The 12,295-nt window shown below is 71.0% G+C and carries 12 protein-coding genes; 5 read left to right on the top strand and 7 right to left on the bottom strand.

The annotated features are described in order from the left end of the window. Positions 1 to 152: 152 nt before the first annotated feature. Together GWK61_RS46955 and GWK61_RS46950 are read right to left on the bottom strand one after the other, a co-directional pair. Entirely contained in the window at positions 153 to 1,121 is a 969-nt protein-coding gene (locus tag GWK61_RS46955) for a MurR/RpiR family transcriptional regulator (RefSeq protein ID WP_228564098.1), read from the bottom strand. After that, complete coding sequence (locus GWK61_RS46950; RefSeq protein ID WP_194919500.1) at positions 1,118 to 2,275, bottom strand: serine hydrolase domain-containing protein; 1,158 nt, start codon at positions 2,273 to 2,275, stop codon at positions 1,118 to 1,120. The genes GWK61_RS46955 and GWK61_RS46950 overlap by 4 nt, the downstream gene beginning before the upstream one ends. A gap of 68 nt (positions 2,276 to 2,343) precedes the next feature. Here GWK61_RS46950 and GWK61_RS46945 point away from each other — a divergent pair, with 68 nt between their 5' ends. The 3 genes from GWK61_RS46945 to GWK61_RS46935 are packed head-to-tail and all read left to right on the top strand — an operon-like array spanning position 2,344 to position 5,053. Then, entirely contained in the window at positions 2,344 to 3,342 is a 999-nt protein-coding gene (locus GWK61_RS46945) for a GNAT family N-acetyltransferase (protein WP_194919498.1), read from the top strand. Beyond that, positions 3,339 to 3,548 carry a hypothetical protein gene (locus tag GWK61_RS46940; protein WP_194919495.1) on the top strand — a complete coding sequence of 70 codons (210 nt, stop codon included), beginning with the start codon at positions 3,339 to 3,341 and terminating at the stop codon, positions 3,546 to 3,548. The genes GWK61_RS46945 and GWK61_RS46940 overlap by 4 nt, the downstream gene beginning before the upstream one ends. Continuing rightward, positions 3,548 to 5,053, top strand: coding sequence for a glycoside hydrolase family 3 N-terminal domain-containing protein (locus GWK61_RS46935; RefSeq protein WP_194919493.1), 1,506 nt, complete (start codon positions 3,548 to 3,550; stop codon positions 5,051 to 5,053). The genes GWK61_RS46940 and GWK61_RS46935 overlap by 1 nt, the downstream gene beginning before the upstream one ends. A gap of 65 nt (positions 5,054 to 5,118) precedes the next feature. Here GWK61_RS46935 and GWK61_RS46930 read toward each other — a convergent pair whose 3' ends face one another. Further along, positions 5,119 to 5,685 (bottom strand): TIGR03086 family metal-binding protein, encoded by a 567-nt coding sequence (locus GWK61_RS46930; protein ID WP_194919491.1) that lies wholly within the window; start codon positions 5,683 to 5,685, stop codon positions 5,119 to 5,121. A 72-nt stretch (positions 5,686 to 5,757) separates the two neighbouring features. Here GWK61_RS46930 and GWK61_RS46925 point away from each other — a divergent pair, with 72 nt between their 5' ends. Continuing rightward, positions 5,758 to 6,606, top strand: a complete 849-nt coding sequence (locus GWK61_RS46925; RefSeq protein WP_228564097.1) for a helix-turn-helix domain-containing protein — start codon at positions 5,758 to 5,760, stop codon at positions 6,604 to 6,606. Between the two features lie 2 nt (positions 6,607 to 6,608). Continuing rightward, positions 6,609 to 7,217 (top strand): DinB family protein, encoded by a 609-nt coding sequence (locus GWK61_RS46920; protein ID WP_194919489.1) that lies wholly within the window; start codon positions 6,609 to 6,611, stop codon positions 7,215 to 7,217. A gap of 2 nt (positions 7,218 to 7,219) precedes the next feature. On the opposite strand, the gene GWK61_RS46915 is transcribed toward GWK61_RS46920, so the two are convergent. The 4 genes from GWK61_RS46915 to GWK61_RS46900 form a co-directional block, all read right to left on the bottom strand. After that, positions 7,220 to 7,615, bottom strand: a complete 396-nt coding sequence (locus GWK61_RS46915) for a DUF2004 domain-containing protein (protein WP_194919487.1) — start codon at positions 7,613 to 7,615, stop codon at positions 7,220 to 7,222. A 150-nt stretch (positions 7,616 to 7,765) separates the two neighbouring features. Continuing rightward, the gene (gene acs / locus GWK61_RS46910; protein ID WP_194919485.1) at positions 7,766 to 9,739 is read right to left on the bottom strand and encodes an acetate--CoA ligase; all 1,974 of its coding nucleotides are present in this window, start codon (positions 9,737 to 9,739) and stop codon (positions 7,766 to 7,768) included. A 78-nt stretch (positions 9,740 to 9,817) separates the two neighbouring features. Next, the gene (locus GWK61_RS46905) at positions 9,818 to 10,420 is read right to left on the bottom strand and encodes an acetate uptake transporter (protein WP_194919483.1); all 603 of its coding nucleotides are present in this window, start codon (positions 10,418 to 10,420) and stop codon (positions 9,818 to 9,820) included. A gap of 234 nt (positions 10,421 to 10,654) precedes the next feature. Further along, on the bottom strand, positions 10,655 to 11,422 hold the full coding sequence (locus GWK61_RS46900) for a DUF899 family protein (RefSeq protein ID WP_194919481.1): 768 nt from the start codon (positions 11,420 to 11,422) through the stop codon (positions 10,655 to 10,657). Between the last annotated feature and the right edge of the window lie 873 nt (positions 11,423 to 12,295).

Here is a 12,295-nt window from a genome sequence, read left to right as displayed (position 1 = left end):
CGCGACCAGCGCTCCAACTGCGCCCGCTCATCATCGGAGAGCACCAGCTCGGCCTTCGGCCGTCCCGTCCTCGGCATGCCCGATATTCTACATTTAGAAAATGAACTTCAGGCGCAGGACACTAGCGACCGTTAGCCGCGTAAGCCAGGCCCCTACCGCCCCCGAGCCCCCTGCACCGCGCTCCGCGTCCGCTCCAAAGCGCGCGTCGTCCGGCTGAAGTTCCGCTGCGCCACGCCGACGAACAAGCAGTCCACCACCGTCAGTGCCGCGATACGGCTCGCCATGGCCCCCGACCGGAACGTGGTCTCCCGCACCGCCGTGGTCAGCACCAGGTCCGCCACGTCCGTGATCGGCGAGCGCGGAAAGTTGGTGATCGCGATCGTCCGCGCGCCGTTGTCGTGCGCCTCGGCCAACGCCGTGACCGTCGCCGGGGTGGCCCCGGTGTGCGAGATCCCGATGGCGACGTCCCCGCGCCCCAACAGCGCCGCCGACGTCAGCGCCGCCTCGGCGTCCGGCCAGGCGAACGCGCGGTGGCCGATGCGGTGCAGCTTCTGGTGCAGGTCCAGGGCGATCAGCGCGCTGGCCCCGATCCCGTACACGTCCACCGCCCCGGCCGACACGACGGCGTCCACCGCGCGCTCCAGCACCTCCAGGTCGATCTGCGCCACGGTGTCCTCCACCGCGCGCGCGTCGGCGTAGCCGAGCTTGGTGACCACGTCGGCCAGCGAGTCGCCGGGCCCGATGTCGCCGCCGGCGGTGTGCGTCATGGCGGCGGCGTCCTCGATGCCGGCCGCGGCGGCCAGCCCGATCCGTAGCTCCGGGTAGCCCTTCAGCCCGACCGCGCGGCAGAAGCGGATGACGGTGGTCTCCGACGTGTCGCAGTCGGCGGCCAGCTCGCTGATCGTCTTGGCCGCGACGCCCGCCGGATCGGCGATCGCCGCCTCGGCGACCCGCCGCTCCGAAGGCGGCAGCGTCGGCAGCAAAGCCCTGATCCGCACCAGCACGGTCGGCGGCGGCCCGGCCTCGCTGCCCAGCAGGGAAGCCCCGGCCGCGGCCGTCGCCACGCCGCCGGAGCCCGATCCGCGCGCGCCGCGGGAGGGCCGATTCGCGCCAGTGCTCATGCTGTGATCCTAAAGCCACCGCCGGCGCCGTCGGCACCGGCGTTGAGGCTGCCGCCGGAATCGCCTTCGCGCACGTCACCAGCCTGGACCGGCACCCCCGCCGCGACGCCGAACCCGGCCGCGACCGCGCCGTGCAGCGAGCGCCGCAGCTGCCGCGTCCGGTTGTCCCGGCCGTAGAGCACCGCGTTGGTAAGCAACACGCACCAGATCCCGGACACCGGATCGAACGCGAGGCTCGTCCCGGTGAACCCGGTGTGCCCGGCGCCGCTCAGCGGCCACTGGTCGGACATGAAGTCGTACGAATCCCCCCGCAGCGTCCAGCCGAGCCCGCGCCGACCGTCCAGCCCCTCGGTCTGGCACCGCAGCGCCTCGGCGCGCATGGCCGGGTTGAGGATCGGGCTGTCCTCAGCAAGCCATCCCGCGCGCAGGTAGGCAGCCAGGTCAGCGGCGGTGCCGAACAATCCCGCCTGGCCCGCGACGCCTCCGAAGCTCTCGGCGTTCTCGTCGTGCACCACACCGGCCTTCGGGTCCTGACGCTCCGGATCGTCGAACCAGTTCACCTCGGTGGCGGCGAAATCCGCGGCGTCGCCGACAGGCCGGAACCCGGTAGCCGCCATCCCCAACGGCGCGGCCACCAACTCGCCGAACGCCTCGTCGAGTGGCTTGCCCGCCACCTCGGCCACGATCCGCCCCAGCATGATGAACCCCAGGTCGGAGTACTTCACGACGCTCCCCACCGGCGACTCCAGCGGCTCGGCAACGACCGCGGCGAACCGCTCCTCGGCGGTCCCGGGCAGCCGATAGACCTCGCTGATCGCGGGCAGCCCGGAGGAGTGCGTCAGCAGGTGCCGCAGCGTCACGCGATCCTTGGCGGCGCCGTCGCCGAAGGCCGGCAGGTACTTCACCACCGGATCGTCCAGCCCGACCTCCCCCGCCTCGGCCAACCGCAGCACGCACGGCAGCGTCGCCGTCACCTTCGTCAGCGACGCCAGGTCGTAGACGGTGTCCGGTCCGACGCCGGCGCCGAACGCGGCGACGCGGGCCGGGCCGTCGGTCCCGCGGCCGTAGGCCAGCACCGCGCCGGGCACCACGCCCCCGCGGACGGCCTCGGAGACGATCTCGCCGGGCTCGATGCTCATCAGCTCGGTGCTCATCATCAGTTCCTTCCCGCGCGACACCGGTGGTAGATTTCCACCGTCAGCATGCCTGAAGACGTTAGCAAATGACGAAGAGGGTCGCGATGCGCCAAGCAGTCCCGGAAGACCTGCCGGCCCTGCGGGCCCTGGCCCAGGCGAGCCTGGTCCACGATTCCGACGCCGAAGCGATCGTAGAGCTGCTGTGGTCCTCCGCCGCCGACGACTGCCGGATCGTCCTGGAACACACCGATACCGCCATCGGTACAGCCAGCTCCGGCGGCACCCGCGCCGCCGACACCACCCAGGTCATCGGCTTCGCCCTCGGCTCGCTGCGCCCGGCGCAGGACGCTATGCCGGCCACCGGGCACATCGAACTCATCATCGTCGACCCCGAACACCGCGAGCGCGGCCACGGCCGAGAACTAATCGCCGAACTGGAGCGCCGCCTCATCGCCGCCGACGCGACCCGCCTGCGCATCCGCGGCAACCCGCCGCACTTCGCCTGGCCCGGCATCGACATCCGCTACACCCCGGCCGTCTGCATGGCCGCGGCGGCAGGCTACGAGCGCCTCCTGGACTGCAACAGCATGCTGGTCGACCTGGCCGCGGCGGACCTGGCGACCGACAAGGACGAGCAGCGCCTGACCGACGCCGGCATCGAAGTACGGCGCGGCCGACCCGAGGACGAGCATGCCCTGCGCACCTGGTGCGACGAGGAGTTCGGCGGCACCTGGGGCCAGGAGGCGGCGATGGCGCTGCGCAAGAGCCCGCCGACGCTGCACGTGGCCGTCCGCGACGGCGCGTACCTCGGCTTCGCCGGACACGGCATGCAGCGCGCCGACATGTTCGGGCCGATGGGCACCGCCGAGGCCGCACGCGGCCACGGCATCGGCGCCGTGCTCCTGCGCCGCTGCCTGGCCGACCAGCGCGACGCCGGAATCACGGTCGCCGAGATCGGCTGGGTCGGCCCGGCGCGGTTCTACTCCAAGACCGTCGGCGCCCGGCTGGGCCGCGTCTTCTGGGCTTTCGAGAAATCAGTCGCGTTCGAAAAGCCAGTAGCCGCCGAGAAACCGGTCGCTCCATGACGGTCTCAGGACTCGAACGCCTGGTCGACACCGACAGCGGCCGCGAACACGGCGTGCTCGGCACAGCCCAGGCCGGCGAATCCGAAGCCGCCGCAAAGGGCAGCTCCGCCGAGGAGATCCTGGAGTCGTGGCGCACGCCGGCCCGCCGGTTCGCCGAGGTGGAGCGGGAACCGTACCTGTTGTATCCGCGCGATGGAGAGTACTGATGTCAGAGCTCGATGTCCTGATCGCCCGCGTGCTCCAGCCGGGCTTCGTCGGCCCGGCACTGCCGGACTGGGTGCGGCGGCGGCTGGCCGGCGGGCTCGGGTCGGTGATCCTGTTCGCCGCGAACATCGAGTCGCCGACGCGGCTGCGGGCGCTGACGGACGAGCTGCGCGCGGAGAATCCGGACGTGTTCGTGGCAGTGGACGAAGAAGCCGGGGACATCACGCGGCTGGAGTTCGCCACCGGCTCCTCCTACCCGGGGAACCTGGCGCTCGGCGCGGTGGACGACGTGGCGCTGACCGAGGCGATGGCCCGCTCGGTCGGCTCCCTGGTGCGCGCGGCGGGGATCGACCTGGACTACGCGCCGGTCGCCGACGTGAACACCGAGCCGCGCAACCCGGTGATCGGCGCGCGCTCGTTCGGCTCGGACCCGGCGCTGGTGGCGCGGCACGTCGCCGCGGCGGTGCGGGGGCTGCACGCGGCGGGCGTCGCGGCGTGCGCGAAGCACTTCCCCGGCCACGGCGACACCGTGGTGGACTCGCACTTCGGCCTGCCGACGGTGCACGCCACGCTGGCGGAGCTGCGGCGCGACACGCTGCCGCCGTTCGCGGCGGCGGTCGGGGCCGGGGTGCGTGCGGTGATGGTCGCGCACCTGCTGATGCCCGAGTTCGACGCCGAGCACCCGGCCTCGGTGAGCCCGGCGGTGGTCGGCGGGCTGCTGCGCGGCGAACTCGGCTTCGACGGGCTCGCGGTCACCGACGGGATCGGGATGGCCGCGGTGCGGGAGCGGTACGGGCTCGCCGGCGCGGCGGTGCGGGCGCTGGTCGCGGGGATGGACCTGGTCTGCGTGGACAACACCTCGACGGACGCGGACATCGCTGCGGTGACGGAGGCGATCGCCGCCGCGGTGCGGGACGGGACGCTGGCGGAGGCGCGGTTGGTGGAGGCCGCGGAGCGGGTGGCGGCTTTCGCGACGTGGCGGCGGGAGGCGCGGGAAGCCGAGGTAGCTGCCGAAGACGCGACTGACGGCACAACTGCCGTTTCACCCGCGAGCGCGACCGGCGCGACCGGCACGACCGGCATGGCCAGCCCTGCCGCCGATGACGGACTCGCGGCAGCCCGTCGCGCCGTCAGGGTCCTGCGTGCCGAACCTGACGCACTGCCCCTGAAGTCGGCGCCGCACGTCGTCGAGGTCGCACTCCCCCGCAGCCTCGCCACTCCTCTCGCCGACCTGCTCCCCGGCACCACGAGTTCGAAGCTCGCCGACATTGCCCCCGACACCACGACCGTGCCCGCCGACCGCCCCCTGGTCGTCGTCGTCCGAGGCGTCCAGCGCTCCCCCGAGGAACTGGAGCGCGTGACCCGCCTGGTGAAGGAGCGCCCCGATGCGATCGTGGTCGACCTCGGTGTCGCGCACGTCGATCCCGGCGGCGCGGCGTGGGTGGCCGGCTACGGCGTCTCCCGGGTCTGCGTGCAGGCCGCAGCCGAGCTCCTGGCCGGCAGGTAGCAAGGCCGCCGCTCAGCGACGCGAACCCGCCCCCCACTGCGGGTCCGCGTCCGATACGGCCCCTGCTACGCCTGCCGCCCCGACACCGCCAGCGCCTTCTCCAGCGCCGACGCGTCCGGGCCGACCTCCGCCTCGGCGGCGAAGCCGTCGTACTGCCGGTACATCTCGGCCGAGGCGGCGACGGCCTTGGCGACGGTCCCTGCGACCTCGTCGGAGACCTGGTACGGCTGCCCCGTCGCGGTAGCGAGGTCCCAGCCGTGCAGCACCATCTCCATCAGGATCATCTCGGCGACCTGCGGGGCCGGGGTCTTGCCGCCGCCGGTGTCGATCTCGCTGTCCCACACCTCGGCCGGGGCCCAGGCGGCCAGCGCGCGGTCCAGCTGCGCGCGGTAGGCGGCGGCGTAGCCGGCTTCGGAGGCGAAGTCGCGCTCGGTCAGCTCCGGGCCGACCTGCTCGCTGCGGGCCCGGCGCTCGAAGGAGTACGAGGTCCACAGGATCAGGTGGTTCAGCAGCTCCTTGACGTCCCACTGCGTGCACGGCGTCTTGTCGCCGAACCGGCTCGGGTCGGTCCCGGAAACGATGCGCGCGGCCTGGTCGGCCGCTTCGGTCAACTGTTCGTGAACGGTGCTCATACGCCGACGCTACGACCGCGCGCGCGGCCCGTCTTGAAGAAACGCGTCAGTGATCGCCGCTACCCTGATCCCATGTCCGAACCCCAGGTCAAAACGGTGGCCGATGACAGCCGCGGCATCGTGCGGCCGGCCGCGGCCGGCACGGTGTTCCGCCTGGACCGCTTCCCCCCGACCGGCGGCGCGGCGCGCTTCGTCGACCGGTACTGGCTCTCCACGTGGCGCCTGCCGCCGGGGATCCGGCACGAACAGCAGGTGCTGCTCCATCCGGTGGTCAACGTGGTGTTCGAGGCGCACGGCGCGCTGGCGTCCGGGGTGGACACCGGGCGGTTCGCGGTCACCCTGGAGGGTGAGGGCCGCGCGCTGGGGATCATGTTCCGCCCGGCCGGCTTCGCGCCGTTCTTCGACGGCCCGCTGGCCACGCTCACCGACCAGGACGTCCCGCTGGCCACCGTGCCGGCCCTGGCCGACCTGGAGCCGCTGCTGGTGCCGCTGGTCGCCGACCTGGACGTGCCGGGCGAGGCGATCGCCGCCGCCGCGGACGCCGCGCTGGCCGAGCGCGTCCCCGGCGAGCGCCAGGACTGCGAGACCACGACCGAGTGGGCCGAGCTGGCGGTGCACGACCGGGCCCTGACCCGCGCCGAGGACCTGGCGTCCGCCGCCGGCGTCGGCATCCGCACACTCCAGCGCGCCTTCACCGAGCACATCGGTATCGGCCCGAAGTGGTTCCTGCGCCGCTACCGCATCTACGAGGTCGGCGAACGCATCGCCCACAACGAGCACGTCGACTGGGCCGCGCTGGCCACCGACCTCGGGTACGCCGACCAGGCGCACCTGACGCGCGACTTCACCGCCGCCTTCGGACTGCCGCCGGCGCAGTACGCGGCGACGACGCGCGTGCACACCACCGGATCCGGGAGCTGACCTTGGCTGACCACGACCCCATCACCCACGACGTCCTGCGGACCTTCGAAGACGTGCGGTCCCGGACGTTCGCCCGCCTGGAGGGCCTGACAGACGCCGAGTACCTGTGGCAGCCAGTCCCGGAGTGCATGACGATCCGCCGTACCGACGAGGGCGTCTACCGCGCCGACTCGCGGCTGCCGAAGGCCCCGAGCAGCCCGGACGCCAGGGACGCCAGGGACGCCACGGACACCACTGACAGCCTGGACAACGAGGCCGACGACCCGGCGGCCCCGGTCACGACCATCGCCTGGCGCATGTGGCACATCGGCTCGGACTGCCTGCGCGGCTACCTGAGCTTCTTCGAGGACGTACCCGCCCTCGGCGACCCGTTCGAATGGCCCGGCACGGCCGACCGCGGCATCCTGGCGATGGAGGAGGACTGGGCCCGCTTCATCACCCGCATCGAAGGCCTCGGCGACGAGCGCCTGATGCAGCCGATGGGCCCGCGCGCCGAGGAGTTCGCCGACGCGAGCTTCCTGGCGCTGGCACTGCACGCGCTGGACGAGGTCGCGCACCACGGCGGGGAACTCGGGCTGCTGCGGGATCTGTATCTGCGCGAGGGTGCCTGAGCTCAACTCTCCATCGAGATGTCCTCCAACTCACCGTCCTCGTCGAACGACACGGCGATGAGGTAGTTGGTGACCTCGGCGCCGATCGAGTAGTCGAGGATGATCCCGGAGTCTTCGGGGTCTGATTCGAGCGAGAATCCGATGCGGATCAGGCTCAGCGTGGCGAGGAGGGTTTCGAGATCGATCGAGCCGTCCTCGCCGAACACGGCCCCGAGCTCGTCGCGATGGTGCTCGGCGTAGAACCGGACCGTCGAATCCTCCTCGGCGAACTCGGCGCGCATCCCGGCCCGGGCCTTGCGGTCCAGCGCCTCCACGTCCACCCCATGACGGGCCAGTCGGCCGAAGGCGGCGGCGTCCACGCGCCCACCGTCGAAGGTGATGTCGACCTGCGTGCCCATCGATCGCTCCCGGGAAGTCGCCGAACGCCAAGGCCCGCCCTTGACGAGCGGGCCTCACCGTAGCAACCGGCGCCGACAGGATCACGGCGCGCGCCTCAGCTCTCTATGACCGTCAGCCATCCGCGCGCGTCGTGGTCCTCGCGGCGCGCCTCAGTCCTCCTCGGCGTGCGGCAGCTTCGTGGAAATCAGGTCCATCACCGTGGAGTCGGCGAGAGTCGTGGTGTCCCCGATGGCCCGGTCCTCCGCGACGTCGCGCAGCAGTCGTCGCATGATCTTGCCGGAGCGGGTCTTGGGCAGCTCGGGCACCACGATGATCTGCCGCGGCTTGGCGATCGGGCCGATGGCCTTGCTGACGTGCTCGCGCAGCGTCTCAGCCAGCTCGGCGTACTCCTCGTTGCCGCCGCGCAGGATGACGAAGGCGACGATGCGTTGCCCGGTGGTCTCGTCCTTGGCGCCGACCACCGCGGCCTCGGCCACGGCCGGGTAGGAGACCAGGGCCGACTCGACCTCGGTGGTGGAGATGTTGTGGCCGGAGACGAGCATGATGTCGTCGACGCGGCCCAGCAGCCACAGGTCGCCGTCCTCGTCCTTCTTCGCACCGTCGCCGGCGAAGTAGTAGCCCTGCTCGGCGAACCGTGCCCAGTACGTCTCGATGAAGCGTTGCGGATCGCCCCAGATCCCGCGCAGCATCGACGGCCACGGCTTGTCCAGCACCAGGTACCCGCCGCCGCCGTTCGGCACCGGCGTCCCCGCCTTGTCCACGACGTTCGCCGAGATGCCCGGCAGCGGCCGCATGGCCGAGCCCGGCTTGGCCTCGGTGACGCCCGGCAGCGGGGAGATCATGATCGCCCCGGTCTCCGTCTGCCACCAGGTGTCCACCACCGGCGTCCGGCCGCCGCCGATGTTTTCCCGGTACCAGATCCAGGCCTCGGGGTTGATCGGCTCACCGACCGAACCCAACAACCGCAGGGAACTGAGATCGAACTTCGCCGGGATCGCCGAACCCCACTTCATGAAGGTCCTGATAGCCGTCGGCGCGGTGTAGAGGAGCGTGACCTTGTACTTCTGGACGATCTCCCAGAACCGGCCCTGGTGCGGGGTGTCGGGGGTCCCTTCGTACATCACTTCGGTGGCGCCGTTCGACAACGGCCCGTAGACGATGTACGAGTGCCCGGTGACCCAGCCGACGTCAGCGGTGCACCAGTAGACATCCGTCTCCGGCTTCAAGTCGAACACCGCGTGATGCGTATAAGACGCCTGCGTCAGGTAGCCGCCGGTGGTGTGCAGGATGCCCTTCGGCTTACCCGTGGTACCCGACGTGTACAGGATGAACAGCGGGTTCTCGGAGTCGAAGCCCCGCGGGGTGTGCTCGGCACTCTGCCGCTCCACCGACTCGTGCCACCACACGTCGCGCGCCGCGTCCCACGGCACCTCGTGCGCCGTGCGCCGGACGACCAGCACCTTCTCGATGGTCGGGGACGCCGCGGCGGCCTCGTCGGCGTTCGCCTTCAGGTTCACGATCGAGCCGCGCCGGTGGTAGCCGTCAGCGGTGATCAGCAGCTTGGCGCCGGCGTCCTCGATGCGGCCGCGCAGCGCCTCCGGGGAGAACGCCGCGAAGCACACCGAGTGCACCGCGCCGATGCGGGCGCAGGCGAGCATCGCGACCGCGGTCTCCGGGATCATCGGCATGTAGATCGCGACCCGGTCCCCGGCGACGACGCCGAGCTCGGTCAAGGCGTTGGCGGCCTTGCAGACCTCGTCCTTGAGCTCGGCGTAGGTCAGCGAGCGGGAGTCGCCGGGCTCGCCCTCGAAGTGGATCGCGACGCGGTCGCCGTTGCCGGCCTCGACGTGCCGGTCGACGCAGTTGTAGGCAGCGTTCAGCTTGCCGCCGACGAACCACTTGGCGAAGGGCCGGTCGGACCAGTCGAGGATCTGCGTCCAGGGCTGCTCCCAGTGCAGCCGCCCGGCCTGGGCGGCCCAGAACGCCTCGCGGTCGGCGTCGGCCTCGGCGTAGGCCTCGGCGGTGACGTTCGCGTGGTCGGCCACGTCCTGCGCGGGGGCGAAGCGGCGGTTCTCCCTGAGCAGGTTGGACAGTGTCTCTTGGTTGACAGCGTTGTCAGTCATGTCTCCCAGCCCCAGTCGTCACGACGGAAGGGAACGAGGACCGCACAGCGGCCCTCGTTCCACGCTATTCCCCCGGGCTCATCGAGGCCAGGTCGGGAACAGCTGCTTCTTGTGCGTCTCGTTCGCCACCGACGCCAGCGAGGCGTACCAGGCCGCCAGCGCGGTGATGATGCCGACGAAGCCGCCGATCTTGGTGAACGCGGCCGGCCCGCTGGTGGAGTTCTGCCAGGCCCCGATGGCCAGGAGCAGGAAGGTGACCGTCAGCAGCCCGAACACGGCCAGGATCGCCCCACTGGTACGCAGCGCCGCCACCGTCATGTAACCGGTGAACAGGAACCAGGCGAACAGGTACAGCCCGATCGTCTTGTGCGCGTCCCCCCCGGAGCTCCAGTGCACGATGGCCCAGTAGCTGAGCCAGAACGCCCCGAACGAGGAGAACGCGGTGGCCCCGAACGTGTTGCCGCGCCGGTACTCCCACATACCGGCCAGCAGCTGCGCCAGACCCCCGTAGAACAGGGCCAGCCCGAGGACGACGTCCCCGCCGCCCTTCTCGGAGATCATGTTGGTGTTGATGACGCTGAGGATGAACGTGGTCATGGCGAATCCGGCCAGGCCCAGCGGGGCCGGATCGGCGATACCCGTGGACGGCGCGGGGGCGGGGGTGTTGGGGGTCTCACTCACAGCAGGTGCGTCCCTTCCCTTGGCTACGGACGCCGCCGGCCGACACCGGCCGCGTCCCTGTCACCGTAGGTAGCCACACGCAAAGTGGACATGGCACCGCACCGGTGAACTGGACCATCGGTGCCTGGGATGCGCTGAACGGTTGCCACCGTGCGGTGAGTGGGACCCCTGGGGCCGCTGAGTGGCGTTCCAGTTCGAATCAGCGACCAGGAATCGGAGAAATCGCTCGGCCGATCAGTGGTGATGCCCCTTGCGCCCCAGAGTCTCCTCGGCCGTCGCGCCAGGCCTGCTCCACTGCGGCACCGGCCGCCCGGTCGGACCCCACGTGGCGTTCCCATCCACATCCGCGCGCCAGTACCAGCACGCCTGGTTCCCCTCCGGCCACCCCTCGGGGTAGTCCTGCCACGCCTCACGACGCCCGTACGGCGTCATGTCGAGCAGCGCGAAGGAACCACTGATCACCTCGGTACCGCGACCGGTGGTGGAGTAGGTCATGAAGACCCGGTCCCCGTCGCGCAGGTAGCTGGTGACGTAGCCCATGTCCCCGCCAGCCGGCCCTTCGACGCCCTGCACCGAGTACCAGGGGTTGGTGTAGCCCATGAACTCGACAAACGGCCCCACCTCATCCCACGCACCAACGGTCACGACGGCCAACGACACACCGCGCGCGTTGAGATAGGGCGTCGCGGCCTGAATATGCCACGCCGCATAGGTGCACCCCTCGCACTGCCCCTGATGCGGCGCACCGTCCCACCACATGTGCTTGTAGGTGACGAGCTCATCCCGCCCCCGGAACAGATCCAGGAACGGCACCGGCCCATCAGTCCCGACAACCTTGACCGACCCGTCGAACTCGACCATCGGCAACCGCCGCCGCTCCGCAGCCAGAGCGTCGCTGGCCCGAGTGTGAGCCTTCTCCCGGACCAGCAACTCATCGCGAGCAGCCTGCCAGGTAGCCAGGTCGACGACGGCAGGCCGACCAGCCGCTTCGGTGTTCACCATGGTGTCCTCCACGCTTTCTCGTGTCGGGGCAGCCTCCAGCGCCGCTCCGCTCATGAGAACAGACGAGTGGCGCGACCGAAACTCATCGCTGGACGCGGAATCGGGCGACCTGGCGGGTGACGAGGCCGCGCGACCGGCCACGTCGTTCGTCGGGTCCGACCGGACCACGCGGGGTGTTGGTTCTGGGTCCCTCGCCGCGTCGGCGGGCGAAGCCAACCTGGCCGGTTTGGCGGTGTCCAGCCGGACGAGGCCCGACCACAGCAGCAGCGATGCGGCTGGACACCGCCAAACCGGGCTGGTTCCGTAAGGCGACGACGTGGCGAGGGGCACAGAACCCGGCGACCACAAGCAACGACCGCCAGCGAGCAGCGCAACGCGGCCCCGAGCGGATAGGAAGCCGAACATCCGCGGACCGCCACCAAACCACCCGACGCGCGGGTCGCCCCCTCGTCGAGGAGGCCCGCCAGAGGCCTCAACGCACCCACCAAACGCAGCCGCCAGCCGCCCACATGACGCATGCGCAGTGACTCGGACCGCCGCGCGGTCTTGCACGCGAAAACCGCCACCCGCCAACGCACCACCGCAGAGACCCGAACCGCCGCGCGGTCGTATCCGCGAACACCGGCGGCCGCCAGCGCGAAACGAGTCGCTCAACCGAACTGCGTCCCCTGCGAGGCCATCCAACCATTGGCGAAGCCGTAAAATCGCCTGTAAATCCACGAACACACCGCCGCCTGCCGCGAGACCGCAGTGACGCCTGACCCGCAGTATGCGAGTCGATGCGGCGGCATATTGTTAGGGAATTATCGCCCCTTATAATACATGTATAGCACCCGCCACCGACACCACCGCCGCCACCCCCTACCCCCGCAC

It is taken from the genome of Catenulispora rubra (assembly GCF_015356825.1).
Lineage (GTDB): Bacteria > Actinomycetota > Actinomycetes > Streptomycetales > Catenulisporaceae > Catenulispora > Catenulispora rubra.
Note: the sequence above shows the minus strand (reverse complement) of the source record. Positions and strands in the feature narration are given on the sequence as shown.

Coding starts and splice junctions, on each gene's coding strand:
- GWK61_RS46935 (WP_194919493.1), top strand. CDS start 3,548: ATGTCAGAGCTCGATGTCCTGATCGCCCGCGTGCTCCAGCCGGGCTTC.
- GWK61_RS46915 (WP_194919487.1), bottom strand. CDS start 7,615: ATGGGCACGCAGGTCGACATCACCTTCGACGGTGGGCGCGTGGACGCC.
- GWK61_RS46950 (WP_194919500.1), bottom strand. CDS start 2,275: ATGAGCACCGAGCTGATGAGCATCGAGCCCGGCGAGATCGTCTCCGAG.
- GWK61_RS46940 (WP_194919495.1), top strand. CDS start 3,339: ATGACGGTCTCAGGACTCGAACGCCTGGTCGACACCGACAGCGGCCGC.
- GWK61_RS46955 (WP_228564098.1), bottom strand. CDS start 1,121: ATGAGCACTGGCGCGAATCGGCCCTCCCGCGGCGCGCGCGGATCGGGC.
- GWK61_RS46945 (WP_194919498.1), top strand. CDS start 2,344: ATGACGAAGAGGGTCGCGATGCGCCAAGCAGTCCCGGAAGACCTGCCG.
- GWK61_RS46925 (WP_228564097.1), top strand. CDS start 5,758: ATGTCCGAACCCCAGGTCAAAACGGTGGCCGATGACAGCCGCGGCATC.
- GWK61_RS46930 (WP_194919491.1), bottom strand. CDS start 5,685: ATGAGCACCGTTCACGAACAGTTGACCGAAGCGGCCGACCAGGCCGCG.
- GWK61_RS46900 (WP_194919481.1), bottom strand. CDS start 11,422: ATGGTGAACACCGAAGCGGCTGGTCGGCCTGCCGTCGTCGACCTGGCT.
- acs (WP_194919485.1), bottom strand. CDS start 9,739: ATGACTGACAACGCTGTCAACCAAGAGACACTGTCCAACCTGCTCAGG.